This is a genomic window from Rhizobium sp. GR12, from assembly GCF_036596185.1.
GTDB lineage: Bacteria > Pseudomonadota > Alphaproteobacteria > Rhizobiales > Rhizobiaceae > Agrobacterium > Agrobacterium nepotum.
In genome coordinates this window covers 1-18,231 of record NZ_JASXTH010000015.1, presented here as the reverse complement: position 1 = coordinate 18,231, position 18,231 = coordinate 1, and the positions used below count along the sequence as shown (strand labels likewise).

At 59.9% G+C, this 18,231-nt stretch carries 17 protein-coding genes; 8 read left to right on the top strand and 9 right to left on the bottom strand.

Annotated features, from left to right (window positions below; translation table 11 throughout):
- Positions 1-59: 59 nt before the first annotated feature.
- The 4 genes from QSK43_RS22430 to cysQ all read right to left on the bottom strand — a co-directional run bounded on the left by QSK43_RS22430 (position 60) and on the right by cysQ (position 3,259).
- Complete coding sequence (locus QSK43_RS22430; RefSeq protein ID WP_045023489.1) at positions 60-341, bottom strand: GNAT family N-acetyltransferase; 282 nt, start codon at positions 339-341, stop codon at positions 60-62.
- Between the two features lie 229 nt (positions 342-570).
- The gene (gene sciP, locus QSK43_RS22425; protein WP_004430042.1) at positions 571-846 is read right to left on the bottom strand and encodes a CtrA inhibitor SciP; all 276 of its coding nucleotides are present in this window, start codon (positions 844-846) and stop codon (positions 571-573) included.
- A gap of 191 nt (positions 847-1,037) precedes the next feature.
- On the bottom strand, positions 1,038-2,081 hold the full coding sequence (locus QSK43_RS22420; protein ID WP_332305340.1) for a DUF2793 domain-containing protein: 1,044 nt from the start codon (positions 2,079-2,081) through the stop codon (positions 1,038-1,040).
- 386 nt (positions 2,082-2,467) lie between these two features.
- Positions 2,468-3,259 carry a 3'(2'),5'-bisphosphate nucleotidase CysQ gene (cysQ, locus tag QSK43_RS22415; protein WP_332305339.1) on the bottom strand — a complete coding sequence of 264 codons (792 nt, stop codon included), beginning with the start codon at positions 3,257-3,259 and terminating at the stop codon, positions 2,468-2,470.
- A 346-nt stretch (positions 3,260-3,605) separates the two neighbouring features.
- Between cysQ and QSK43_RS22410 the strand changes: the two genes are divergently transcribed.
- The 7 genes from QSK43_RS22410 (at position 3,606) to QSK43_RS22380 (ending at position 10,127) form a co-directional block, all read left to right on the top strand.
- Positions 3,606-4,508 (top strand): branched-chain amino acid ABC transporter permease, encoded by a 903-nt coding sequence (locus QSK43_RS22410; protein WP_045023499.1) that lies wholly within the window; start codon positions 3,606-3,608, stop codon positions 4,506-4,508.
- A 49-nt stretch (positions 4,509-4,557) separates the two neighbouring features.
- Positions 4,558-5,910, top strand: coding sequence for a high-affinity branched-chain amino acid ABC transporter permease LivM (gene livM / locus QSK43_RS22405; protein ID WP_407691575.1), 1,353 nt, complete (start codon positions 4,558-4,560; stop codon positions 5,908-5,910).
- Positions 5,910-6,776 carry an ABC transporter ATP-binding protein gene (locus tag QSK43_RS22400; protein ID WP_332305338.1) on the top strand — a complete coding sequence of 289 codons (867 nt, stop codon included), beginning with the start codon at positions 5,910-5,912 and terminating at the stop codon, positions 6,774-6,776. Before livM ends, QSK43_RS22400 begins: the two co-directional genes overlap by 1 nt.
- The gene (locus tag QSK43_RS22395; RefSeq protein ID WP_045023504.1) at positions 6,776-7,504 is read left to right on the top strand and encodes an ABC transporter ATP-binding protein; all 729 of its coding nucleotides are present in this window, start codon (positions 6,776-6,778) and stop codon (positions 7,502-7,504) included. Before QSK43_RS22400 ends, QSK43_RS22395 begins: the two co-directional genes overlap by 1 nt.
- Positions 7,505-7,673: 169 nt before the next feature.
- Positions 7,674-8,027, top strand: a complete 354-nt coding sequence (locus tag QSK43_RS22390; RefSeq protein WP_045023506.1) for a DUF6867 family protein — start codon at positions 7,674-7,676, stop codon at positions 8,025-8,027.
- Between the two features lie 117 nt (positions 8,028-8,144).
- Positions 8,145-9,263 carry a branched-chain amino acid ABC transporter substrate-binding protein gene (locus QSK43_RS22385; protein ID WP_045023507.1) on the top strand — a complete coding sequence of 373 codons (1,119 nt, stop codon included), beginning with the start codon at positions 8,145-8,147 and terminating at the stop codon, positions 9,261-9,263.
- 147 nt (positions 9,264-9,410) lie between these two features.
- Positions 9,411-10,127: a polysaccharide deacetylase family protein gene (locus tag QSK43_RS22380; protein WP_332305337.1), complete on the top strand. Its 717-nt coding sequence runs from the start codon at positions 9,411-9,413 to the stop codon at positions 10,125-10,127.
- Positions 10,128-10,153: 26 nt separating this feature from the next.
- Here the strand turns inward: QSK43_RS22380 and QSK43_RS22375 are convergent, their stop codons facing one another.
- From QSK43_RS22375 to QSK43_RS22355, 5 genes are all read right to left on the bottom strand, one after another.
- A complete protein-coding gene (locus QSK43_RS22375) occupies positions 10,154-10,678 on the bottom strand; it encodes an AAA family ATPase (protein WP_332305336.1) in 525 nt (174 codons plus the stop codon).
- Positions 10,679-10,956: 278 nt separating this feature from the next.
- On the bottom strand, positions 10,957-11,886 hold the full coding sequence (locus QSK43_RS22370; RefSeq protein ID WP_045023511.1) for a response regulator: 930 nt from the start codon (positions 11,884-11,886) through the stop codon (positions 10,957-10,959).
- Entirely contained in the window at positions 11,883-15,290 is a 3,408-nt protein-coding gene (locus QSK43_RS22365; RefSeq protein ID WP_332305335.1) for a hybrid sensor histidine kinase/response regulator, read from the bottom strand. The genes QSK43_RS22370 and QSK43_RS22365 overlap by 4 nt, the downstream gene beginning before the upstream one ends.
- A 43-nt stretch (positions 15,291-15,333) precedes the next feature.
- The gene (locus QSK43_RS22360) at positions 15,334-16,104 is read right to left on the bottom strand and encodes an SDR family oxidoreductase (protein ID WP_332305334.1); all 771 of its coding nucleotides are present in this window, start codon (positions 16,102-16,104) and stop codon (positions 15,334-15,336) included.
- Between the two features lie 217 nt (positions 16,105-16,321).
- Positions 16,322-17,356 carry a glutamine synthetase beta-grasp domain-containing protein gene (locus QSK43_RS22355; protein ID WP_045017676.1) on the bottom strand — a complete coding sequence of 345 codons (1,035 nt, stop codon included), beginning with the start codon at positions 17,354-17,356 and terminating at the stop codon, positions 16,322-16,324.
- Positions 17,357-17,836: 480 nt separating this feature from the next.
- On the opposite strand from QSK43_RS22355, the gene QSK43_RS22350 reads away from it, so the two are divergent.
- Entirely contained in the window at positions 17,837-18,034 is a 198-nt protein-coding gene (locus tag QSK43_RS22350) for a DUF2735 domain-containing protein (RefSeq protein ID WP_052679715.1), read from the top strand.
- Positions 18,035-18,231: the final 197 nt, after the last annotated feature.

Genomic DNA, 18,231 nt, shown 5'->3' with positions numbered 1-18,231 from the left:
CTCCGTTTTCGTCAAAAATACTCGTGAGGTTCTGCCCCAAGCGTCCCTTCGCCTGGGAGTTACCCCTGAATAACATCCGCCCATTCGGGGTGGCGCAGTGTCTGGGCCTTGAAGAAGGGGCAGAGCGGAATGATTTTCCAGCCGCCCTTGCGGGCCTCGTCGATCGCGTGGGCCGCGAGCGCCTGACCGACACCCTTGCCGCGCAGGGCATCGGGCACGCCGGTATGGTCGATGATAACAAGGGAAGGGGAGGTGCGGGAATAGGTCATCTCCGCCGTATGGCCGTCGACGGTTGCCGAATATTCGCCGCGCGATCCGGTTTCTGTGCTGAGGATGTCCATGGTTTGCGCCTCCTTGTTGCTGCTCGTATTCGCCACTGTAACGGCTCGCGCCTGAATTGAAACAGCGGGAATGTAAACGCAGCGGACACAAACCGGCGACAATGGTTTTTACCAAAGTGGGCGGACATGCTTCTTTCGGGAAGACCCGACATCAATCCAAAAGCCCCGTCGATGGTCCGGCGGGGTTTTTGAAAATCCGGCTTCGGCGCGTTGGCGCGCGAGTGCGATATCAGTGACGATATTGCTGGATGCGCGTGGTGCGCAGGCCGGCAAGGCCATGATCGGAAATCGAAGACTGCCAGGACAGGAACTCTTCGACAGTAAGCGTATAACGCTCGCAGGCTTCCTCGAGGCTCAACAGTCCTCCGCGAACCGCTGCAACCACCTCCGCCTTTCTGCGAATGACCCAGCGACGGGTATTGGCAGGCGGAAGATCCGCAATCGTCAGAGGGCTGCCATCGGGGCCGATGACATATTTAACTCGTGGGCGTATCATTTCGGTCATTGGACACTCTATACAAACTCAAGACCATATGACGGGAACTTTATCCCGGTACCTTTAAAAATTGACTAAGCAGCTCGTGACAATTTATTAAGAATTTGAACGGTTTCGCCTGATTTGTTCGAGTCGCCTTATTTTGCCGGGAAAATTTTTTTCCAAAAATCGCATTTTTTATCGCCCATCGGTTGTTTGCCTCACAGCGCCGCAAGCGAAAGGCACGTTTTTCCACTGCCCTGGGTAAATTCCGCCACGCCCCCATGCAGCAGCCTCAGGCGGTCGCCGGCATTGAGGGCAAGGATGACGGTGGCCGACTGCGAGGCGCCGGCATTGGATGCGTTGCCGGCCACGCTGAGGTCACCTGCTGCGCCATTCACGGCAAGCGATACCCGGTGGCCGGAAGAGGACACCAAGGCAAGCGACAGGATGGCCAGATAGAGGCCCTTTGCGGGAACGACGAGTTCCTTTCCACCGCCGGTTCCGACCGGATCGCCCAGACTAAAACCACCCTCATCGATGAAGAGCAGGGAAAAGCCAGCCGCCGAACCGTTCGCCGGCTTCGTCGTGCCCGCCGGCAGGCCCGCCAGAACCACGGGCCGGTTGGGCATCGAGACCCTGCCGTCGCTGCCGCAGACAAGGGCGGTGCGCCAGGAAATGCCATCGGTGCTGGTCTTGATCGAAAAACCGTCATTGCCGGCAAGGCCCATTTCCGCGCGTCCGCTCCAGCCGGACTGGAACAGCAGCGATGCGGTATCGGCCTTCGCCGCCTTGTTGATCGTCATGCGGTGGCTGCCATCGTCCTCGCCGTGGCTGAAGAGGCTGGCGGGGGAGGCAAGCGCCAGACGGTTGGCGGCATCGGCCTGCGTGCCGATGCCGAGCCTTTCGAACGCGCCTGTGGCGGGCAGCGGCATGTCCCGCCATGCGCCGTCCCGCAGGACGCGGTGTTTGTTCTCAGCGGCAAACCACGCCGTCCAGCCGGGCTGCGGCGTGATCAGCAGCCACGCGCCATCCTGCCGGAAGGCGAGCTTTCCGCCCTTGCCGGCCCAGTCGCCGGCGGCGTCCACGGACAGGAGGAAACAGTCGGCCTCCGGGGAATTTTCAGGCGGTGCGGCGACCGCGTCCCTGATGACCAGTTGCACGATCGCGTCCAGCCTTTGCAGCGCCTCGTTATGGGTGACGTGTTTCTGCGCCTGCGAGGGCAGGATGTAAGGAAGCCGAAGTCTCGCCGTCTGTTCCGTCATGATGTCTCTTCCGCGCTCGATTTGCTGTTCGCCGGCGATTGTGATGCGGCGGGGATGAGCGGGGATGAAATTATTTTTGGCGGCTTCGGCGGGAGTGTGTTTAGTGGTTGTGGGCGAGCGGGAGAGGCGATGTCTTTGCTTCGGTGTATGCGGCTTCACCCCCCTCTGCCCTGCCGGGCATCTCCCCCACAAGGGTGGAGATCGACTCGTGGCGAGGTCCCGCCAATCTCGACGTTTGAGAACGAAGCGGTGGTAGCGCATCTTGCTGATCTCCCTCCTTGTGGGGGAGATGCCCGGCAGGGCAGAGGGGGGTAAGCCGCATACACCGAGGCGAACGTCTAAAAACGCCCAATCACCCAAGCAAACATCCCAGCGTCGCCGCCGCCCTATCCCGCGATTTCCACGGCCGCCATCGCACCCTCGGCAATAAAATCCGGGTTGGCCAGCGCGTCCTCACCGTCGCCTCTCACCTCATAGGTAAGCGGACGGCCTTCACAATCGAGCGTTCGGCCGCCGGCGGCGCGCAGCACGGCGTCGCCGGCCGCCGTGTCCCACATCATGGTGCGGCTGAAGCGGGGATAGATATCGGCGACACCTTCCGCCAGCATGCAGAATTTCAGCGAGGAACCGACGGAAATACAGTCCTTCAGGCCGTGTTCGGCCACGAAGGCTTCCGTTTTCGCGGTGCAATGCGAGCGGCTGATCAGCGCCACCGGAGATGCGCCGCGCCGGCGTGCACGGATGGGGTGGCGCGCAAGGATCGCGCCTTCGCCGGAGATTGCGAGCTTTTCGGCGCTGTCGTCCTTGCCGGTCCAGGCTTGCCCGCGACAGGGGGCGTAAACGACGCCGGCGACAGGAACGCCGTTTCTGATCAGGGCGATGTTGACGGTGAAATCATCCTTGCCGGAAATGAATTCCTTGGTCCCGTCAAGCGGATCGACCAGAAAGAATTCCGTGCCCGTCTCCGGCAGGATGCCGTTCGAGACCGCTTCTTCGGCTATCACCGGGATTTCGGGAAAATGGGCGGCCAGCGCCTCGAGAATGATCGTCTCGGCGCGCTGATCGGCCTCTGTCACCGGCGAGCAATCATCCTTGTAGGACACGTGCGGGCCAGCGCGATGGACCGCCATGATCGCCTGTCCGGCGTCCAGCGCCGCTTTCGTCAATATGTCGATCATCTCTGTGCCGTTGTCATCCCGTGACGGAATATTGCGATCTTCAATGTCGCTACTCCTTTGCCCGCCGTCCGTCAAACAATGCGGCGTACAATGCGTCAGGCAATGCTTAAATAGGGTTCGGACGCCGTTTTTTTAGCACTTCCTGCTAAAATCATGGCTTATTTGATGGGGAAAAGGGCAGCGGATGTGGAAATTCCAAATTTTGTGCAGGATCGCCCGTTTTTGACTTCACATTTTTAGCGAACACGATATGGATTTTGCAGGTGGGGGGCTGCCTGAAAGGGTTCCCTCTATAATTAACATAAACGAGGCGTGGCTCATTTGAGGTCATGCCCAGGGGAAAGACATGGAGTATTTTATCCAGCAGCTCATCAACGGGCTGACTCTTGGATCGATCTACGGCCTCATCGCAATTGGCTACACGATGGTCTACGGCATCATCGGCATGATCAACTTTGCCCATGGCGATATTTTCATGCTTGGCGGTTTCGCCGCTCTGATCGTTTTTCTGATCGCAACATCGTTTTTTGCCGGTATTCCGGTGGCGCTTCTCCTGCTTTTGATGATGGTCGTCGCCATGCTGATGACCGGCCTGTGGAACTGGGTCATCGAACGCGTCGCCTACCGTCCGCTGAGAGGTTCGTTCCGCCTCGCACCGCTGATCACCGCCATCGGCATGTCGATCGCGCTGTCCAACTTCATCCAGGTGACGCAGGGTCCGCGCAACAAGCCGATCCCGTCCATGGTGACGGAAAACTATCATTTCGGCTCCGTCACGGTCTCGCTGAAGCAGCTGATCATCATGGTGGTGACCTCCGTACTGCTCTTCGCCTTCTGGTACATCGTCAACAAGACCCCGCTCGGCCGGGCGCAGCGCGCCACCGAACAGGACCGCAAGATGGCGGCGCTTCTGGGCGTGGATGTCGATAAGACGATTTCCATTACCTTCATCATGGGCGCGGCGCTCGCCGCCGTGGCCGGTTCGATGTATCTGATGTATTATGGCGTGGCCTCGTTCAGCGACGGCTTCATCCCCGGCGTCAAGGCCTTCACCGCAGCCGTTCTCGGCGGCATCGGCTCGCTTCCGGGCGCTGTGCTCGGAGGTCTGCTGATCGGTCTCATCGAATCCCTGTGGTCGGCCTATTTCTCCATCGCCTACAAGGATGTTGCGGCATTCGGCATCCTGGCTTTCGTGCTGGTCTTCAAACCGACCGGTATTCTCGGTCGTCCGGAAGTCGAGAAGGTGTGATCCCATGACCAATATCGCTTCCGAAACCGATACTTCCAGCCCAAGCCCGATGGCGGCGGCCGTGAAAGAAGGCTTGATTGCGGGCGTTGTCTCGTTCGGCATGTTCATTCTTTACGTCGGCATCGTCACCTATCAGGATATCAACAACCAGCTCATCTGGGGCACCCGCTGGGGGCTTCTGGCGATCTTCGTCGCCATCGCCGCTATCGGCCGCTTCCTCGTGGTCGGCTTCATCAAGCCGTCTCTGGATCGTCGCCGGCTTGCCAAGGCAAAAAGCGGCATTCTGGAAATCTCCGAGGAAAAGGGCTTTTTCCACAAGCACTTCCTGAAAATCGCGCTGGTTCTGCTGCTGCTTTATCCCATTATCGCCGTTCAGCTGTTCGGCTTTCAGGGTTCCCTGAAATTCGTCGACAATTTCGGCATCCAGATCCTGATCTACGTGATGCTGGCCTGGGGCCTCAACATCGTCGTCGGTCTGGCCGGCCTGCTCGATCTGGGTTACGTGGCCTTCTACGCGGTGGGCGCTTATTCCTATGCGCTGCTGTCAAGCTATTTCGGCCTGTCCTTCTGGGTGTTGTTGCCGCTTGCCGGCATTCTGGCGGGCTTCTGGGGCGTTATCCTCGGTTTTCCCGTGCTGCGGCTTCGCGGTGACTATCTGGCGATCGTCACGCTTGCCTTCGGTGAAATCATCCGTCTCGTGCTTTTGAACTGGACGGCCGTGACCAAGGGCACTTTCGGCATTTCCAGCATCGCCAAAGCCTCGGTCTTCGGCATCTGGTCCTTCGATGTCAGCGCGCCGAACAATTTCGCCAAGGCCTTCGGCCTGCCAATGTCGTCGGCCTATTACAAGATATTCCTGTTCTACGTGATCCTGCTTCTTTGCATGCTGACGGCCTATGTCACCATCAAGCTGCGCCGCATGCCGATCGGCCGGGCGTGGGAAGCGCTGCGTGAGGATGAGATCGCCTGCCGTTCGCTCGGCATCGACACCGTCATCACCAAGCTCACCGCCTTTGCTACGGGGGCGATGTTCGGCGGTTTCGCCGGTTCGTTCTTCGCCGCGCGCCAGGGTTTCGTGTCGCCGGAAAGCTTCGTCTTCCTGGAATCGGCCGTCATCCTTGCCATCGTCGTTCTCGGCGGCATGGGGTCGCTGACGGGTATCGCCATTGCCGCCCTCGTCATGGTCGGCGGTACGGAGCTTCTGCGCGAAATGGAGTTCCTGAAACATGTCTTCGGACCGGATTTCACGCCGGAACTCTACCGCATGCTGCTCTTCGGCCTCGCCATGGTCATCGTCATGCTGTTCAAGCCGCGCGGTTTCGTCGGCTCGCGTGAACCCACGGCCTTCCTCAAGAAACGCAAGGCCGTTTCCGGCAGCTTTACCAAGGAAGGTCACGGTTGATGGCTTCCGGAACGACAACAATGACAACTGACACGATCCTCAAGGTTGAACATCTCTCGATGCGCTTCGGCGGCCTGATGGCCATCAACGACTTCTCCTTCGAGGCGAAGCGTGGCGAGATCACCGCGCTGATCGGCCCGAACGGGGCCGGAAAGACCACGGTTTTCAACTGCATCACCGGCTTTTACAAGCCGACGATGGGCATGATCACCATGCGTCAGCAAACTGGCGAGGCGCATCTTCTGGAGCGCCTGCCGGATTTCGAGATCACCAAGAAGGCGAAGGTGGCGCGCACCTTCCAGAATATCCGCCTGTTTTCAGGCCTGACGGTTCTGGAAAACCTGCTGGTGGCGCAGCACAATGCGCTGATGAGGGCCTCCGGCTACACCATTCTCGGCCTTCTCGGCCTGCCCACCTACCGGCGGGCGGTGGATGCCTCGATCGAGAAAGCCAAATACTGGCTGGACAAGGCCGACCTGACCGACCGCGCCGACGATCCGGCCGGCGATCTGCCCTATGGCGCCCAGCGCCGTCTGGAAATCGCCCGCGCCATGTGCACGGGGCCGGAGCTTCTGTGCCTCGACGAACCGGCGGCCGGTCTCAACCCGAAGGAATCGCTGGCGCTCAACGCGCTGCTGCGCGGCATCCGCGACGAAGGCACGTCGCTGCTTTTGATCGAGCACGACATGTCGGTGGTGATGCAGATCTCCGACCACGTCGTGGTTCTGGAATACGGCCAGAAGATTTCCGACGGCTCGCCGGACCATGTGAAGAACGACCCGAAGGTCATCGCCGCCTATCTGGGTGTCGAGGATGATGAAGTGGAAGACGTGATTGCGGAAGAACTCGACGGAGGAGCGGCCTGATGTCCGGTGAACCGCTTCTCAAAGTACAGGGTGTCGAAACCTATTATGGCAACATCCGGGCGCTGGCCGGTGTCGATGTCGAGGTCAACAAGGGCGAGATCGTCAGCCTGATCGGCGCCAACGGCGCCGGCAAGTCGACGCTGATGATGACGATCTGCGGCAGCCCGCAGGCGCGGGTGGGCCAGGTGACCTTCGATGGCGAGGACATCACCCATCTGCCGACACATCTCATCGCCCGCAGGCGCATCGCCCAGTCTCCCGAAGGCCGCCGGATTTTCCCGCGCATGACGGTGCTGGAAAACCTGCAGATGGGCGCCAATCTCGACAACCTCAAATATTTCAAAGAGGACGTCGAGAAAATCTTCGTCATGTTCCCGCGGCTGAAAGAACGCCAGAGCCAGCGCGGCGGCACGCTTTCCGGCGGCGAGCAGCAGATGCTCTCCATCGGCCGCGCGCTGATGGCAAGGCCGAAGCTTCTGCTGCTCGACGAACCCTCGCTGGGTCTCGCGCCGCTGATCGTCAAGGGCATCTTCGAGGCGATCAAGAAGCTCAACCAGGAGGAGGGGCTGACGGTCTTCCTCGTCGAGCAGAACGCCTTTGCCGCGCTGAAGCTTTCCGACCGCGCTTACGTGATGGTCAACGGCAAGGTGACGATGAGCGGTTCGGGCAGGGAACTGCTCGCCGATCCACAGGTGCGCGCCGCTTATCTGGAAGGCGGACGGCACTGAAAGATTTTACTTGCGCCGGGGATTTTGCGGCGCAAGACTGCAAACGGTGTCCTGTCGGCCCTGGGGGCAAGTGGCGGGATGCAAACAATAAAATGCCTGCCGGGAGAACGGCGGGACGACAGACAAGGCAGGGTCTGGGCATTCACGCCCGGCGCTGATGGGGAAAGCGATGCAGGGCCTTTTTTTCGAAACAGATAGCGGCGTGCGTTATATTCTGCGCGCACTGGTTGTTCTTCTGGGTTTCTGGACGGCGTGGCGCACGGGGAAATCCGTGGCCGATAGCTGGGGCGATTATCCGCGTGTGGTCATCTACACGCTGGCATTAGGGTGCGTCATGCGGTTTCTGCATTACGCGCTCTTCAACGGGCCGTTCATCAACGGCTTTTACTACGTGTTTGACGTCGTGCTTCTTCTGGCCTTTTCCAGCATCGGTTTCCGCATGCGCCGGACGAGCCAGATGGTCAATAACTACTATTGGCTTTACGACAGGACGTCGGCATTCTCCTACAAGAAGAAAGATTGACAGGCGGATTCTTCCGGCTGCAAAATACTCGTTAAAGTGGAACGATTTCTGTTCGGTGAAGGTGGGTACTGAACAGGTCCTTGCAATCAACCCATCCAAGGAACTGGGAGTAAAATAATGAAGAAGTCTCTTCTTTCCGCTGTTGCGCTGACCGCCATGGTCGCGTTTGGCGGTTCGGCCTGGGCCGACGTCGTGATCGCTGTCGGCGCACCGCTGACCGGCCCGAATGCTGCTTTCGGCGCTCAGATCCAGAAGGGTGCCGAACAGGCTGCGAAAGACATCAATGCCGCCGGCGGCATCAATGGCGAGCAGATCAAGATCGTCCTCGGCGATGACGTATCCGACCCCAAGCAGGGTATCTCGGTCGCCAACAAATTCGTTGCTGACGGCGTGAAATTCGTCATCGGTCACTTCAACTCCGGCGTTTCCATTCCGGCTTCCGAAGTTTACGCGGAAAACGGCATTCTGGAAGTGACGCCGGCCGCGACCAACCCGGTCTTTACCGAGCGCGGCCTGTGGAACACCTTCCGCACCTGTGGTCGTGACGACCAGCAGGGCGGCATCGCCGGCAAGTATCTGGCCGACCACTTCAAGGACGCCAAGGTCGCCATCATTCACGACAAGACTCCTTATGGTCAGGGCCTTGCCGATGAAACCAAGAAGGCAGCCAATGCGGCCGGCGTGACGGAAGCCATGTATGAAGGCGTCAATGTCGGCGACAAGGACTTCTCCGCGCTGATCTCGAAGATGAAGGAAGCCGGCGTCACGGTCATCTATTGGGGTGGCCTGCACACCGAAGCCGGTCTGATCATCCGCCAGGCGGCCGATCAGGGCCTCAAGGCAAAGCTCGTTTCGGGCGACGGTATCGTCTCGAATGAACTGGCCTCCATCGCTGGCGACGCCGTCGAAGGCACGCTCAACACCTTCGGTCCCGATCCGACGCTGCGTCCGGAAAACAAGGAACTGGTAGAGAAGTTCAAGGCCGCCGGCTTCAACCCGGAAGCCTACACGCTCTACTCCTATGCAGCGCTGCAGGCGATCGCAGGTGCGGCAAAGGCTGCCGGTTCCGTTGAACCGGAAAAGGTTGCCGAAGCTCTGAAGAAGGGCTCCTTCCCGACCGCGCTCGGCGAAATCTCCTTCGACGAAAAGGGCGACCCGAAGCTTCCCGGCTACGTTATGTACGAGTGGAAGAAGGGTCCGGACGGCAAGTTCACCTACATCCAGCAGGGGACGTAAGTTTTACTGGATCGCAACTTATCGAAGCCCGGCAGCGATGCCGGGCTTTTTTACTTTTGGCGACGCTTTGCGGCTGTGTCTTGCCACAATGGAGACAACAAAGCGGGAAACAAAAGCCTTTCATGAAAACTGCAATGAGGGGTGGCAATGGCAATAAAGCGGGTCATATCTCTATTCCTCATTCTCGCTGTGCTGGTGGGGGTGCTCCTCGGTCTGCATTTCTTCAGCAAGTCCCGGACGATGCAATTATTCGGGACCATCATCGCAAGGGTCGAAACGGACAGGCCGGTGGTGGCGTTGACATTCGATGACGGGCCTTCGGCGGGCTTCACGCAGAGTGTTTTGACGATCCTGAAGGATCGCGGAGTGAAAGCGACTTTTTTTCTGACGGGTAAGGAGACTGAAGAAAACTTGCTGCAGGCACGCATGATCGTGCGCGAGGGTCATCAGATCGGTAACCATAGCTACGCGCATTCCAATATGACGCTCATGGGGCCGGCGCGGGTCAGGGAGGAAGTCGAGCGCACCGATATGGCTATCCGAACTGCGGGCTATGAAGGTGAGATCATGTTCCGCCCGCCCTATGGCAAAAAGCTGCTCACTTTGCCCTGGTATCTTTCCCGGCACGACCGGAAAACGATCATGTGGGATGTCGAGCCGGAATCGTTTCCTGATGTCGCCGCCGATACGGTTGCCTTTGCCAGGCATGTGATCGAGCAAACAAAAAACGGCTCCATAATCATCATGCACGTCATGTATCGAAGCCGTGAAATATCCCGGCAGGCCCTGCCATTGATTATCGACGGTTTACGCCAACGTGGGTTTGAATTTGTCACCGTTTCGCAATTGCTTGAAAATCGCTGAGAGCGATTCTCGTTGCTGAATGCAATTCAGCCTATCCGCGTCAAGATAAAGTCCGCACGTTCCTCCGTGCCGGATTTCGGAAGCGTGGCAATGTCGTAGTCAAGCTCTTCATAGTCCCTGACCAAACGTTGGTATTCCTCGACCGCAGCATCGAAACCATGCTTGCGTTCGCTGTCGCCCCGGTAGATTTCCGGCCAGGGCGGGGTCAGGAAGACCAGCCTGTTGTAGCGGTGCGTGTGTCGCAGCGTCTCGATGAAAATATCACCGCTGACATGGTGAAGCGCAGAGGCCGCGTCGATCAGGCCGCGGTCGAAAAAGACGAGGCCGTCTGATGGTGTTTTCTGCCGGTCTTCGAGGGCCATGGCGATCGCCCGGCGGGCGAAGGCCTCGATGTCGATCCAGGGCAGAGCGGTGCCGCCATTTCGGGTCTCGTCAACGACGATGCGGCGTCCCGGCTCCTCGATGGTTGCAAAGCCGCGCCGGGCAAGCTCGGCAAGAAGGGTGGACTTGCCGCCGCCGGAACAGCCGGAGAGAATGATGAAACGGTCCATGGGACGTCCTCCTTGGTCGGGTTTTAGGGGGATATTCGAGGAATGGTCTGCGGCGTCGCCGCTTGTTTCTTCTCCCCGAGGGGGAGAAGGTCGCGGCAGCGGGATGAGGGGGCGAGGTCGGCGATATTCGGTGAGGGTGCCCCCTCATCCGACCCTTCGGGCCACCTTCTCCCCGACGGGGAGAAGAAATATGCGGCACTCGCTCCGCTAATAAGTTGATGCTCTACGCTGAAGCGGAAAATATATGTTTCCGAACCGTATCACATCAGATGCAGCCGTCACCCCTGATGCAAAATATGCGCGGCCTTGACGGCGGCCGAAGCGCGGTTTTCGACGCCGAGTTTGACGTAGATCTGTTCCAGGTGCTTGTTCACGGTTCTGGCGGAAAGGCCGAGAATGTCGCCGATATCACGGTTGGATTTGCCCTTGGCGATCCATAGCAGCACTTCCGATTCCCGCGTCGTCAGGGCGAAATGGCTTTTGAGCAGATGGTCGTCGGATTTCTCGTTGGCGGCGGTCAGGCGGAAGAGGTATTCGTCCGGCCCCATCGCGCCGAGGAAGGAGAGTTGCAGGGCGGGACGCCCGGCCTCTGTGATCGTCAGCGGCGCGTCACGGACGGCATCAACCGACGCCCTGTCTGCAAGCCAGCCGGAAATATGGGCAACGACGATCTCCAGCCCATCATCGCGGCCGGTGGCGGCGTTGACCAGCCTCGTCGCCTGCGGTGTCGACCAGTGGATGGCGCCATTGGCGCGCACGGCGAGCAGGTGGCGGCCGGCGGCATCGAGCGCCACGCGGGCGCTCTGCGCCGAGCGGGCATTGGAGAGGTGGACGCGGATGCGGGCGCGCAGCTCGTCGATATTGATCGGCTTGGTCAGATAATCCACGCCGCCGGATTCCAGCGCCCGCACTACGTGTTCGGTCTCCGTCAGCCCGGTCATGAAGATCACCGGCACCTGCGCCACGGCCGCATTGGCCTTCAGGCGGCGGCAGGTCTCGAAACCGTCCATGGCCGGCATGACGGCGTCGAGCAGGATGATATCGGGGGTGATGCGTTCGGCAATGTTGAGTGCGGCCTGACCCGAGGTGGCGATCAGCGCCGAAAAGCCGGATTGCTCCAGCGCTTCGGTCAGGAAACCGAGCGTTTCGGGGCTGTCATCCACCAGCAATACGATGTCTCTCGGCAGTGCCGCACCTGGCCCGCTCATGCCTTGCCGTCTCCCCTGTCGCTATCTTCAAACCGCTTGAGAAAATGGGCGTAACCGGCCAGATCGAAGGCCTGGACATAGGCGCCAAGCTCTTGCGTGAAGGGTAGGTTATCCGTGTTGCGGGCAAGATCGGCGAGTTTCGCCTCTATGCCGCGTATGTAGCCTATTTCGCCGAGCCGCTGCAAATCCTTGATATGGATTACGCCCGGATGGATGATCTGCGCCGGTGGCTGCGGTGGGGGTGCCGGAGGCAGGTCCGTGTCGTAAATCCATTTCAGGCCGAGATGCACGGCGAGCCTGTCGCAAAGCTGGCGGATATCGACCGGTTTGGCGATGGCGTCGTTGTGATTGTCTTCGCCAGCACTTCCACTCCCACTGGCAACAGCGCCGTCACCGATATTGGCGGAGAGCATGATGAGCGGGGCCGTCTGGCCGGCTTCGCGCAGTTTCGTCACCAGCTGCCAGCCGGTCATGCCGGGCATGGAAATATCGATGAGGAAGAGATCCGGCTTCACGCCTTCGATCAGGGTCAGGCATTCCGGTGCGCTCTGGGCGGTCAGCACCACGAAATCCAAAGGCACCAGTACCTGCCGCATCAACTCGCGGTGATCCTCATTGTCATCAACCACGACGATGGTGCGGCGTGGGCCGGAATAGGAGCGGATGGTCTTTTCCGGCGCGGGCGCGGTGCTTGGCCGGTGAATGGCGGACAGCATGAGGCGGACGCGGAAGGTGGAACCCTCGTTCTTTTCGCTGGAGACCGAAATCTCGCCGCCGAGCGTATTGGTCAGAAGCCTTGTGATGGTGAGCCCGAGGCCGAGACCCGGCATGGGCCGCACGCTTTCGGCCTCGCCGCGCTGGAAGGGCTCGTAGATGCGGGGAAGGTCCTTCTCGGCGATGCCGCGCCCGGTGTCGGACACGGTGAAGCTCGCGACCTGGCTGCGATAGGCGACATCGAAGGTGACGCTGCCTTCATCGGTAAACTTGATGGCGTTGGAAAGCAGGTTGACGAGTATCTGGCGCAGGCGCTTCTCGTCCGTGCGCACATATTGCGGCAAAGCGCGGGTGCGCTCATGGCGGAATTCCAGTCCCTTGGCCTGCGCCTGCGGGCGGAACATGTCGACGATCTGGTCGAGGAAATCCTGAATGTTGATCTCGTTGGAATAGACCTGCAACCGGCCCGCCTCGATCTTGGAGATATCCAGAAGCCCGTCGATCAGGCCGGAGAGATGGTCGGCGGAGCGGCGGATGACCTTGATGGCCGATTGCCGGGGCGGCGGAATGGTCTCGTCGCGTTCGAGGATCTGGGCGTAACCTAACACGGCATTGAGAGGGGTGCGCAATTCGTGGCTGAGGCCGACCACGTAACGGCTCTTGGCGCGGTTGGCGGCCTCGGCCGTTTCCTTGGCGTCCTGAAGGGCGGCGTCGGTCTTCTTGTGGGCCGCGATTTCTTTCAGGAGCAGCGTATTCTGGCGCGAGGATTCCTCTTCCGCCACCACCCGGCTGTCATGGGCAAGAACGAGGAACCAGCAGACGATGCCGGCGATGACGGCGAAGACGAAAAACACGACGAGGATGGTGCGGTTGACCACATCAGCGGTTTCCGGCGAGGCGGTGCCGACCTGATGGGCGATCAGCGCCAATATGCCGCCGATGGCGGTGACGGCAATCGCCGCCGCCATGCCGTAACGCCCGAGCCGGGTGGCGAGCTTCGCCACCAGTTGATGGGGTAGGAAGGATTTCGCGACGGTCGCGACCTGATAATTCAGCTTCGCTTTCGGCTTGCACATGTCATGGCAGCGGCTGTCCAGCGAGCAGCAGAGCGAACAGATCGGCGCGGCATAGGCCGGGCACCATGCCATGTCCTCCGGTTCGAACGGGTGTTCGCAGATCGAGCAGGTGATGGCGCTCAGCTCGCGCCATTTCTGCCGCGGCTTGCGGGCCAGATAGAACTTGCCCTTCGTGCCCCAGGCGATCAGCGGCGAGGCGATGAAGGCGACGATGAGGGTCAGATAGGGTGCGAGCGAGGCGGCGAGTGCGCCGAAGGTGCCGAAATGCGCCATCAGCGCGATGGTGGCCGAAAGCGCCATGGAGCCGACGCCGACCGGATTGATATCGTAGAGATGGGCGCGTTTGAACTCGATGCCGGGTGGGGCAAGGCCTAACGGCTTGTTGATGAAAAGATCGGCGGAAATGGTGCAGAGCCACGCCATGGCGATGATGGAGAAGATGCCGAGCGTTTCTTCCAGCAGGCGGTAGATGCCGAGTTCCATCAACAGCAGCGCGATCGCCACATTGAAGACCAGCCAGACGACGCGGCCGGGGTGGCTGTGGGTGAGGCGCGAGAAGAAGTTGGACCAGGCGAGCGAGCCCGCATAGGCGTTCATGACGTTGATCTTCAGCTGTGACACGACCACGAAGGCGACCATCAGCAGCATGGCGGCCGTGTGGTTGGGGATCATGTAGCCGAAGGCGGTCAGATACATCTGCGCCGGATCGGCGGCGCGGTCCACCGAGACGCCGGAACTGAAGGTCAGAACCACGAGGAAGGAGCCGGCCAGAAGCTTCGGCACGCCGACGACGACCCAGCCCGCACCAGCCAGAAAGACCGCGATGCGGTGGCGAAGCCTGCTCTGGCCTTCGGCGGGCAGGAAGCGCAGGAAGTCCACCTGTTCGCCGATCTGCGACATCAGCGCGAGGATGACGGCGGAAGCCGCGCCGAACTCCACCAGATTGAAATCCGCGACCGTGCCGGGCGGGCCGGAGGCATGATGAATGCCGGAAAAGGCCCGCCAGAGATCATATTTTTCCCAGTCCATCAAAGCGATGAAGATGAAGGGCAGCACGTTCAGAACGATCCAGAAGGGCTGGGTGATGATCTGGAAGCGGCTGATGAGGCGCACGCCATGGGTGACGAGCGGAATGACCATGACGGCGGAAATGATGTAGCCGATCCACAGGGGAATGCCGAGCGCCAGTTCCAGCGCGCCGGACATGATCGACGCCTCGATGGCGAAGAGCATGAAGGTGAAGGAGGCGTAGATCAACGATGTGATGGTGGAGCCGATGTAACCGAAACTTGCGCCGCGCGTCAGAAGATCGATATCGACGCCATGGCGGATGGCATAGCGGCTGATCGGCAGGCCGACGGCAAGCATGGCGACGGCCGCGACGATGATGGCGTAAAAGGCGTTGGTGGTGCCGTAGGACAGCGTGATCGCACCGCCGATGGCTTCCAGCGCCAGAAAGGAAATCGCGCCGATGGCGGTGTGGGAAATGCGGTTCGAAGAAAATTGCCGGGCGCTTTTGGCGGTGAAGCGCAGCGCATAATCTTCCAGCGTCTGGTTGGCGACCCAGCGGTTATATTCGCGCCTGACGGGGATGATGCGTTGCCGTGCGGCCATGCCTAATATCCAGCGCCTTTCCGCAAAATGGGTCTCGTTATCCTCATAGCCGCACCGACATGCCGCCATCCACCGTCAGCACATGGCCGTTGACGAAGGATGCCGCGTCGCTGGCCAAAAACAGGGCTGCACCGGCGATTTCATCCGGCCTGCCCCAGCGCTCCAGCGGCACGCGCAGCTTTGCAAAAGCGACCATCTCAGGGTTTTCGGAAAGGGCGGCGTTGGTTTCCGTGGCGAACATGCCGGGGGCGATTGCGTTGCTGGTGATGCCACGCGCGCCATATTCCACGGCGATGGCGCGCATCAGCCCGGTCAGCCCCTGCTTGGCAACGGGATAGATCGCGTCGCCCGGGCGGACGATATGGCCGAGAATGGAGGTGATGGTGATGATGCGGCCGTAGCCGTTGGTGTTCATCGCTTCAGCCGCGTCGCGCGACAGCGAGATGGAGGAGGTGAGGTCGGTGCGGATGAGGTCCAGCACGTCCTCGTCATTAAATTCGGCAAGCGGGCGGCGGTCGCGCGCGCCGACATTGTTGACGAGAATGTCGAGATGGCCGAACTCGTCCATGATGCGGCGGACAAGGGCGCTTCCAGCGGCGGTATCGGCGATATCGAAGGCCGCATAGTCGGCCTTTCCGCCCGCTTGCCGAAGAATGCCGACCGCCTGTTCCAGCGTCTGCGCATTACGGCCGGTCAGCCACACATGGGCGCCAGCTTCGGCAAAGGCGCTGGCGATTTCGAAACCGAGGCCGCGGCCGCTGCCGGTGATGACGGCGATGCGGTTTTCGAGAGAGAACTTGTTGAGAATGCCCATCGCTCACCTTCTTGCTTTAGAGCATCGGATCGAAAAGCGTGTAGCGGTTTTCGCAAAAGCCGATGCGGTTGCTCAAAGCCACGCAACATTTGAATTTGCGCACAGGGAAGACTATGCCGCGCTGGGCAGATGGCGAAAGGTCACCTGTCCGGTCCGGTGGTTCGGTGGACACAAAAATGGCGTCGCCCGGCTCGGGGCGACGCCATGTCTTGGTTTATCAGGCAGCAGCCGACTTTGCGAGCGGCACTTCTGCAATCGTCTTCAGAACGACGGAAGCGATCTGGTAAGGGCAACCCTGCGAGTTCGGACGACGGTCTTCGAGGTAACCACGGTAACCGTTGTTGACGAAGGAGTGCGGAACGCGGATCGAAGCGCCACGGTCGGCAACGCCGTAGGAGAACTTGTTCCACGGAGCGGTTTCGTGCTTGCCGGTCAGGCGCAGATGGTTGTCCGGACCGTAAACGTCGATGTGCTCCTGCCAGTTCTTGGCGAAAGCGGCCATGAGGGCTTCGAAATATTCCTTGCCGCCAACTTCACGCAGGAACTTGGTGGAGAAGTTGCAATGCATGCCGGAGCCGTTCCAGTCGGTATCGCCGAGCGGCTTGCAATGGAATTCGACATCGATGCCGTACTGTTCGCAAAGACGTACCAGCAGGTAGCGGGCGATCCAGATCTGGTCGGCGGCGCGCTTGGAGCCCTTGCCGAATACCTGGAATTCCCACTGACCCTTGGCCACTTCGGCGTTGATGCCTTCGTGGTTGATGCCTGCTTCGAGGCAGAGGTCGAGATGTTCTTCAACGATTTCGCGGGCAACCGAGCCGACGTTCTTGAAGCCGACGCCGGTGTAATACGGACCCTGGGGAGCCGGGTAACCCTGCTCGGGGAAGCCGAGCGGACGGCCGTCCTGGTAGAAGAAATATTCCTGTTCGAAACCGAACCATGCGTCCTCGTCGTCGAGGATGGTCGCGCGGCTGTTCGATGCATGCGGGGTGACGCCGTCAGGCATCATGACTTCGCACATAACGAGAACGCCGTTGGTGCGGGCCGGATCGGGATAGATCGCAACGGGCTTCAGCACGCAATCCGACGAGTGGCCTTCGGCCTGCTGGGTGGACGAGCCATCAAAACCCCAAAGCGGCAGCTGCTCGAGCGTCGGGAATTCGTCGAATTCCTTGACCTGTGTCTTGCCGCGCAGGTTAGGGACCGGCTTATAACCGTCAAGCCAGATGTACTCGAGTTTGAACTTAGTCATTACGAACCTCTCATAGGTAAAGATGCGAAGCCTTGAGGCCCCGGTGGCTTTCGCCGCCGGAAGCGCTTTCGCGTTCAAGGGCTGACGGGTGAGATGCATGCCGCGTGCCAGATTGGCGATGTTTTGCGAATTCTTCGAAAAATCTTTCAGGCGCGCGTGGGGCCAATGGGGCCGATATGGCCGTCGTCCACTCGTGCTGCGCTGCGGCAGACAAATCGAACCCCAATGTTTCGTCAGTGATTCCTAACAGATAGCGGGTAGCATCGCCTAAAATGCCCTGTTGCGGTGCAATGTTTTCGATTGCGAGCGACGGATCGGCATTTGCCCCAAAAACCGGCGCTTCCGGAATGGTTTTCCTTGCCGAACGACCATTTAATGCCTATATTTTTCGCAACGTGATTTTTTTTTAATCAGATGGAGCGAATCCGATCTTTGCGGGTTTGCTTCAAGACCAAAGTGCTTCGATGCAAACAAAGTGAGATGTTCGATATGGCAACTGGCTTTCATCGCGAAACGGCAACGATCTACCAATTCCCGGTCGGCGGGCGCGCTGGCGTTCCCAAGTTCCGCAAGAGCGATCTCGAGGAACAGGCGAAAGCGCCGCATATCGACTTTGGCTCCTGGTATCACGACGACGCGATCCGTGACGAAGATCGGGACGACAAGCCTCACGCTTGATATGAGACGTTGCCGCTTATTTTCTTCTCCCCGCCGGGGAGAAGATGCCCCGAAGGGGTAGATGAGGGGGCAAGCCCTCCGTATATCTCTGGCCTCGCCCCCTCATCCCGCTGCCGCGACCTTCTCCCCGGCGGGGGCTGTTGCAAAACCGTTGAACTATGATTCACTGTCTTTATCGACGGAGGATTGTTTGATGG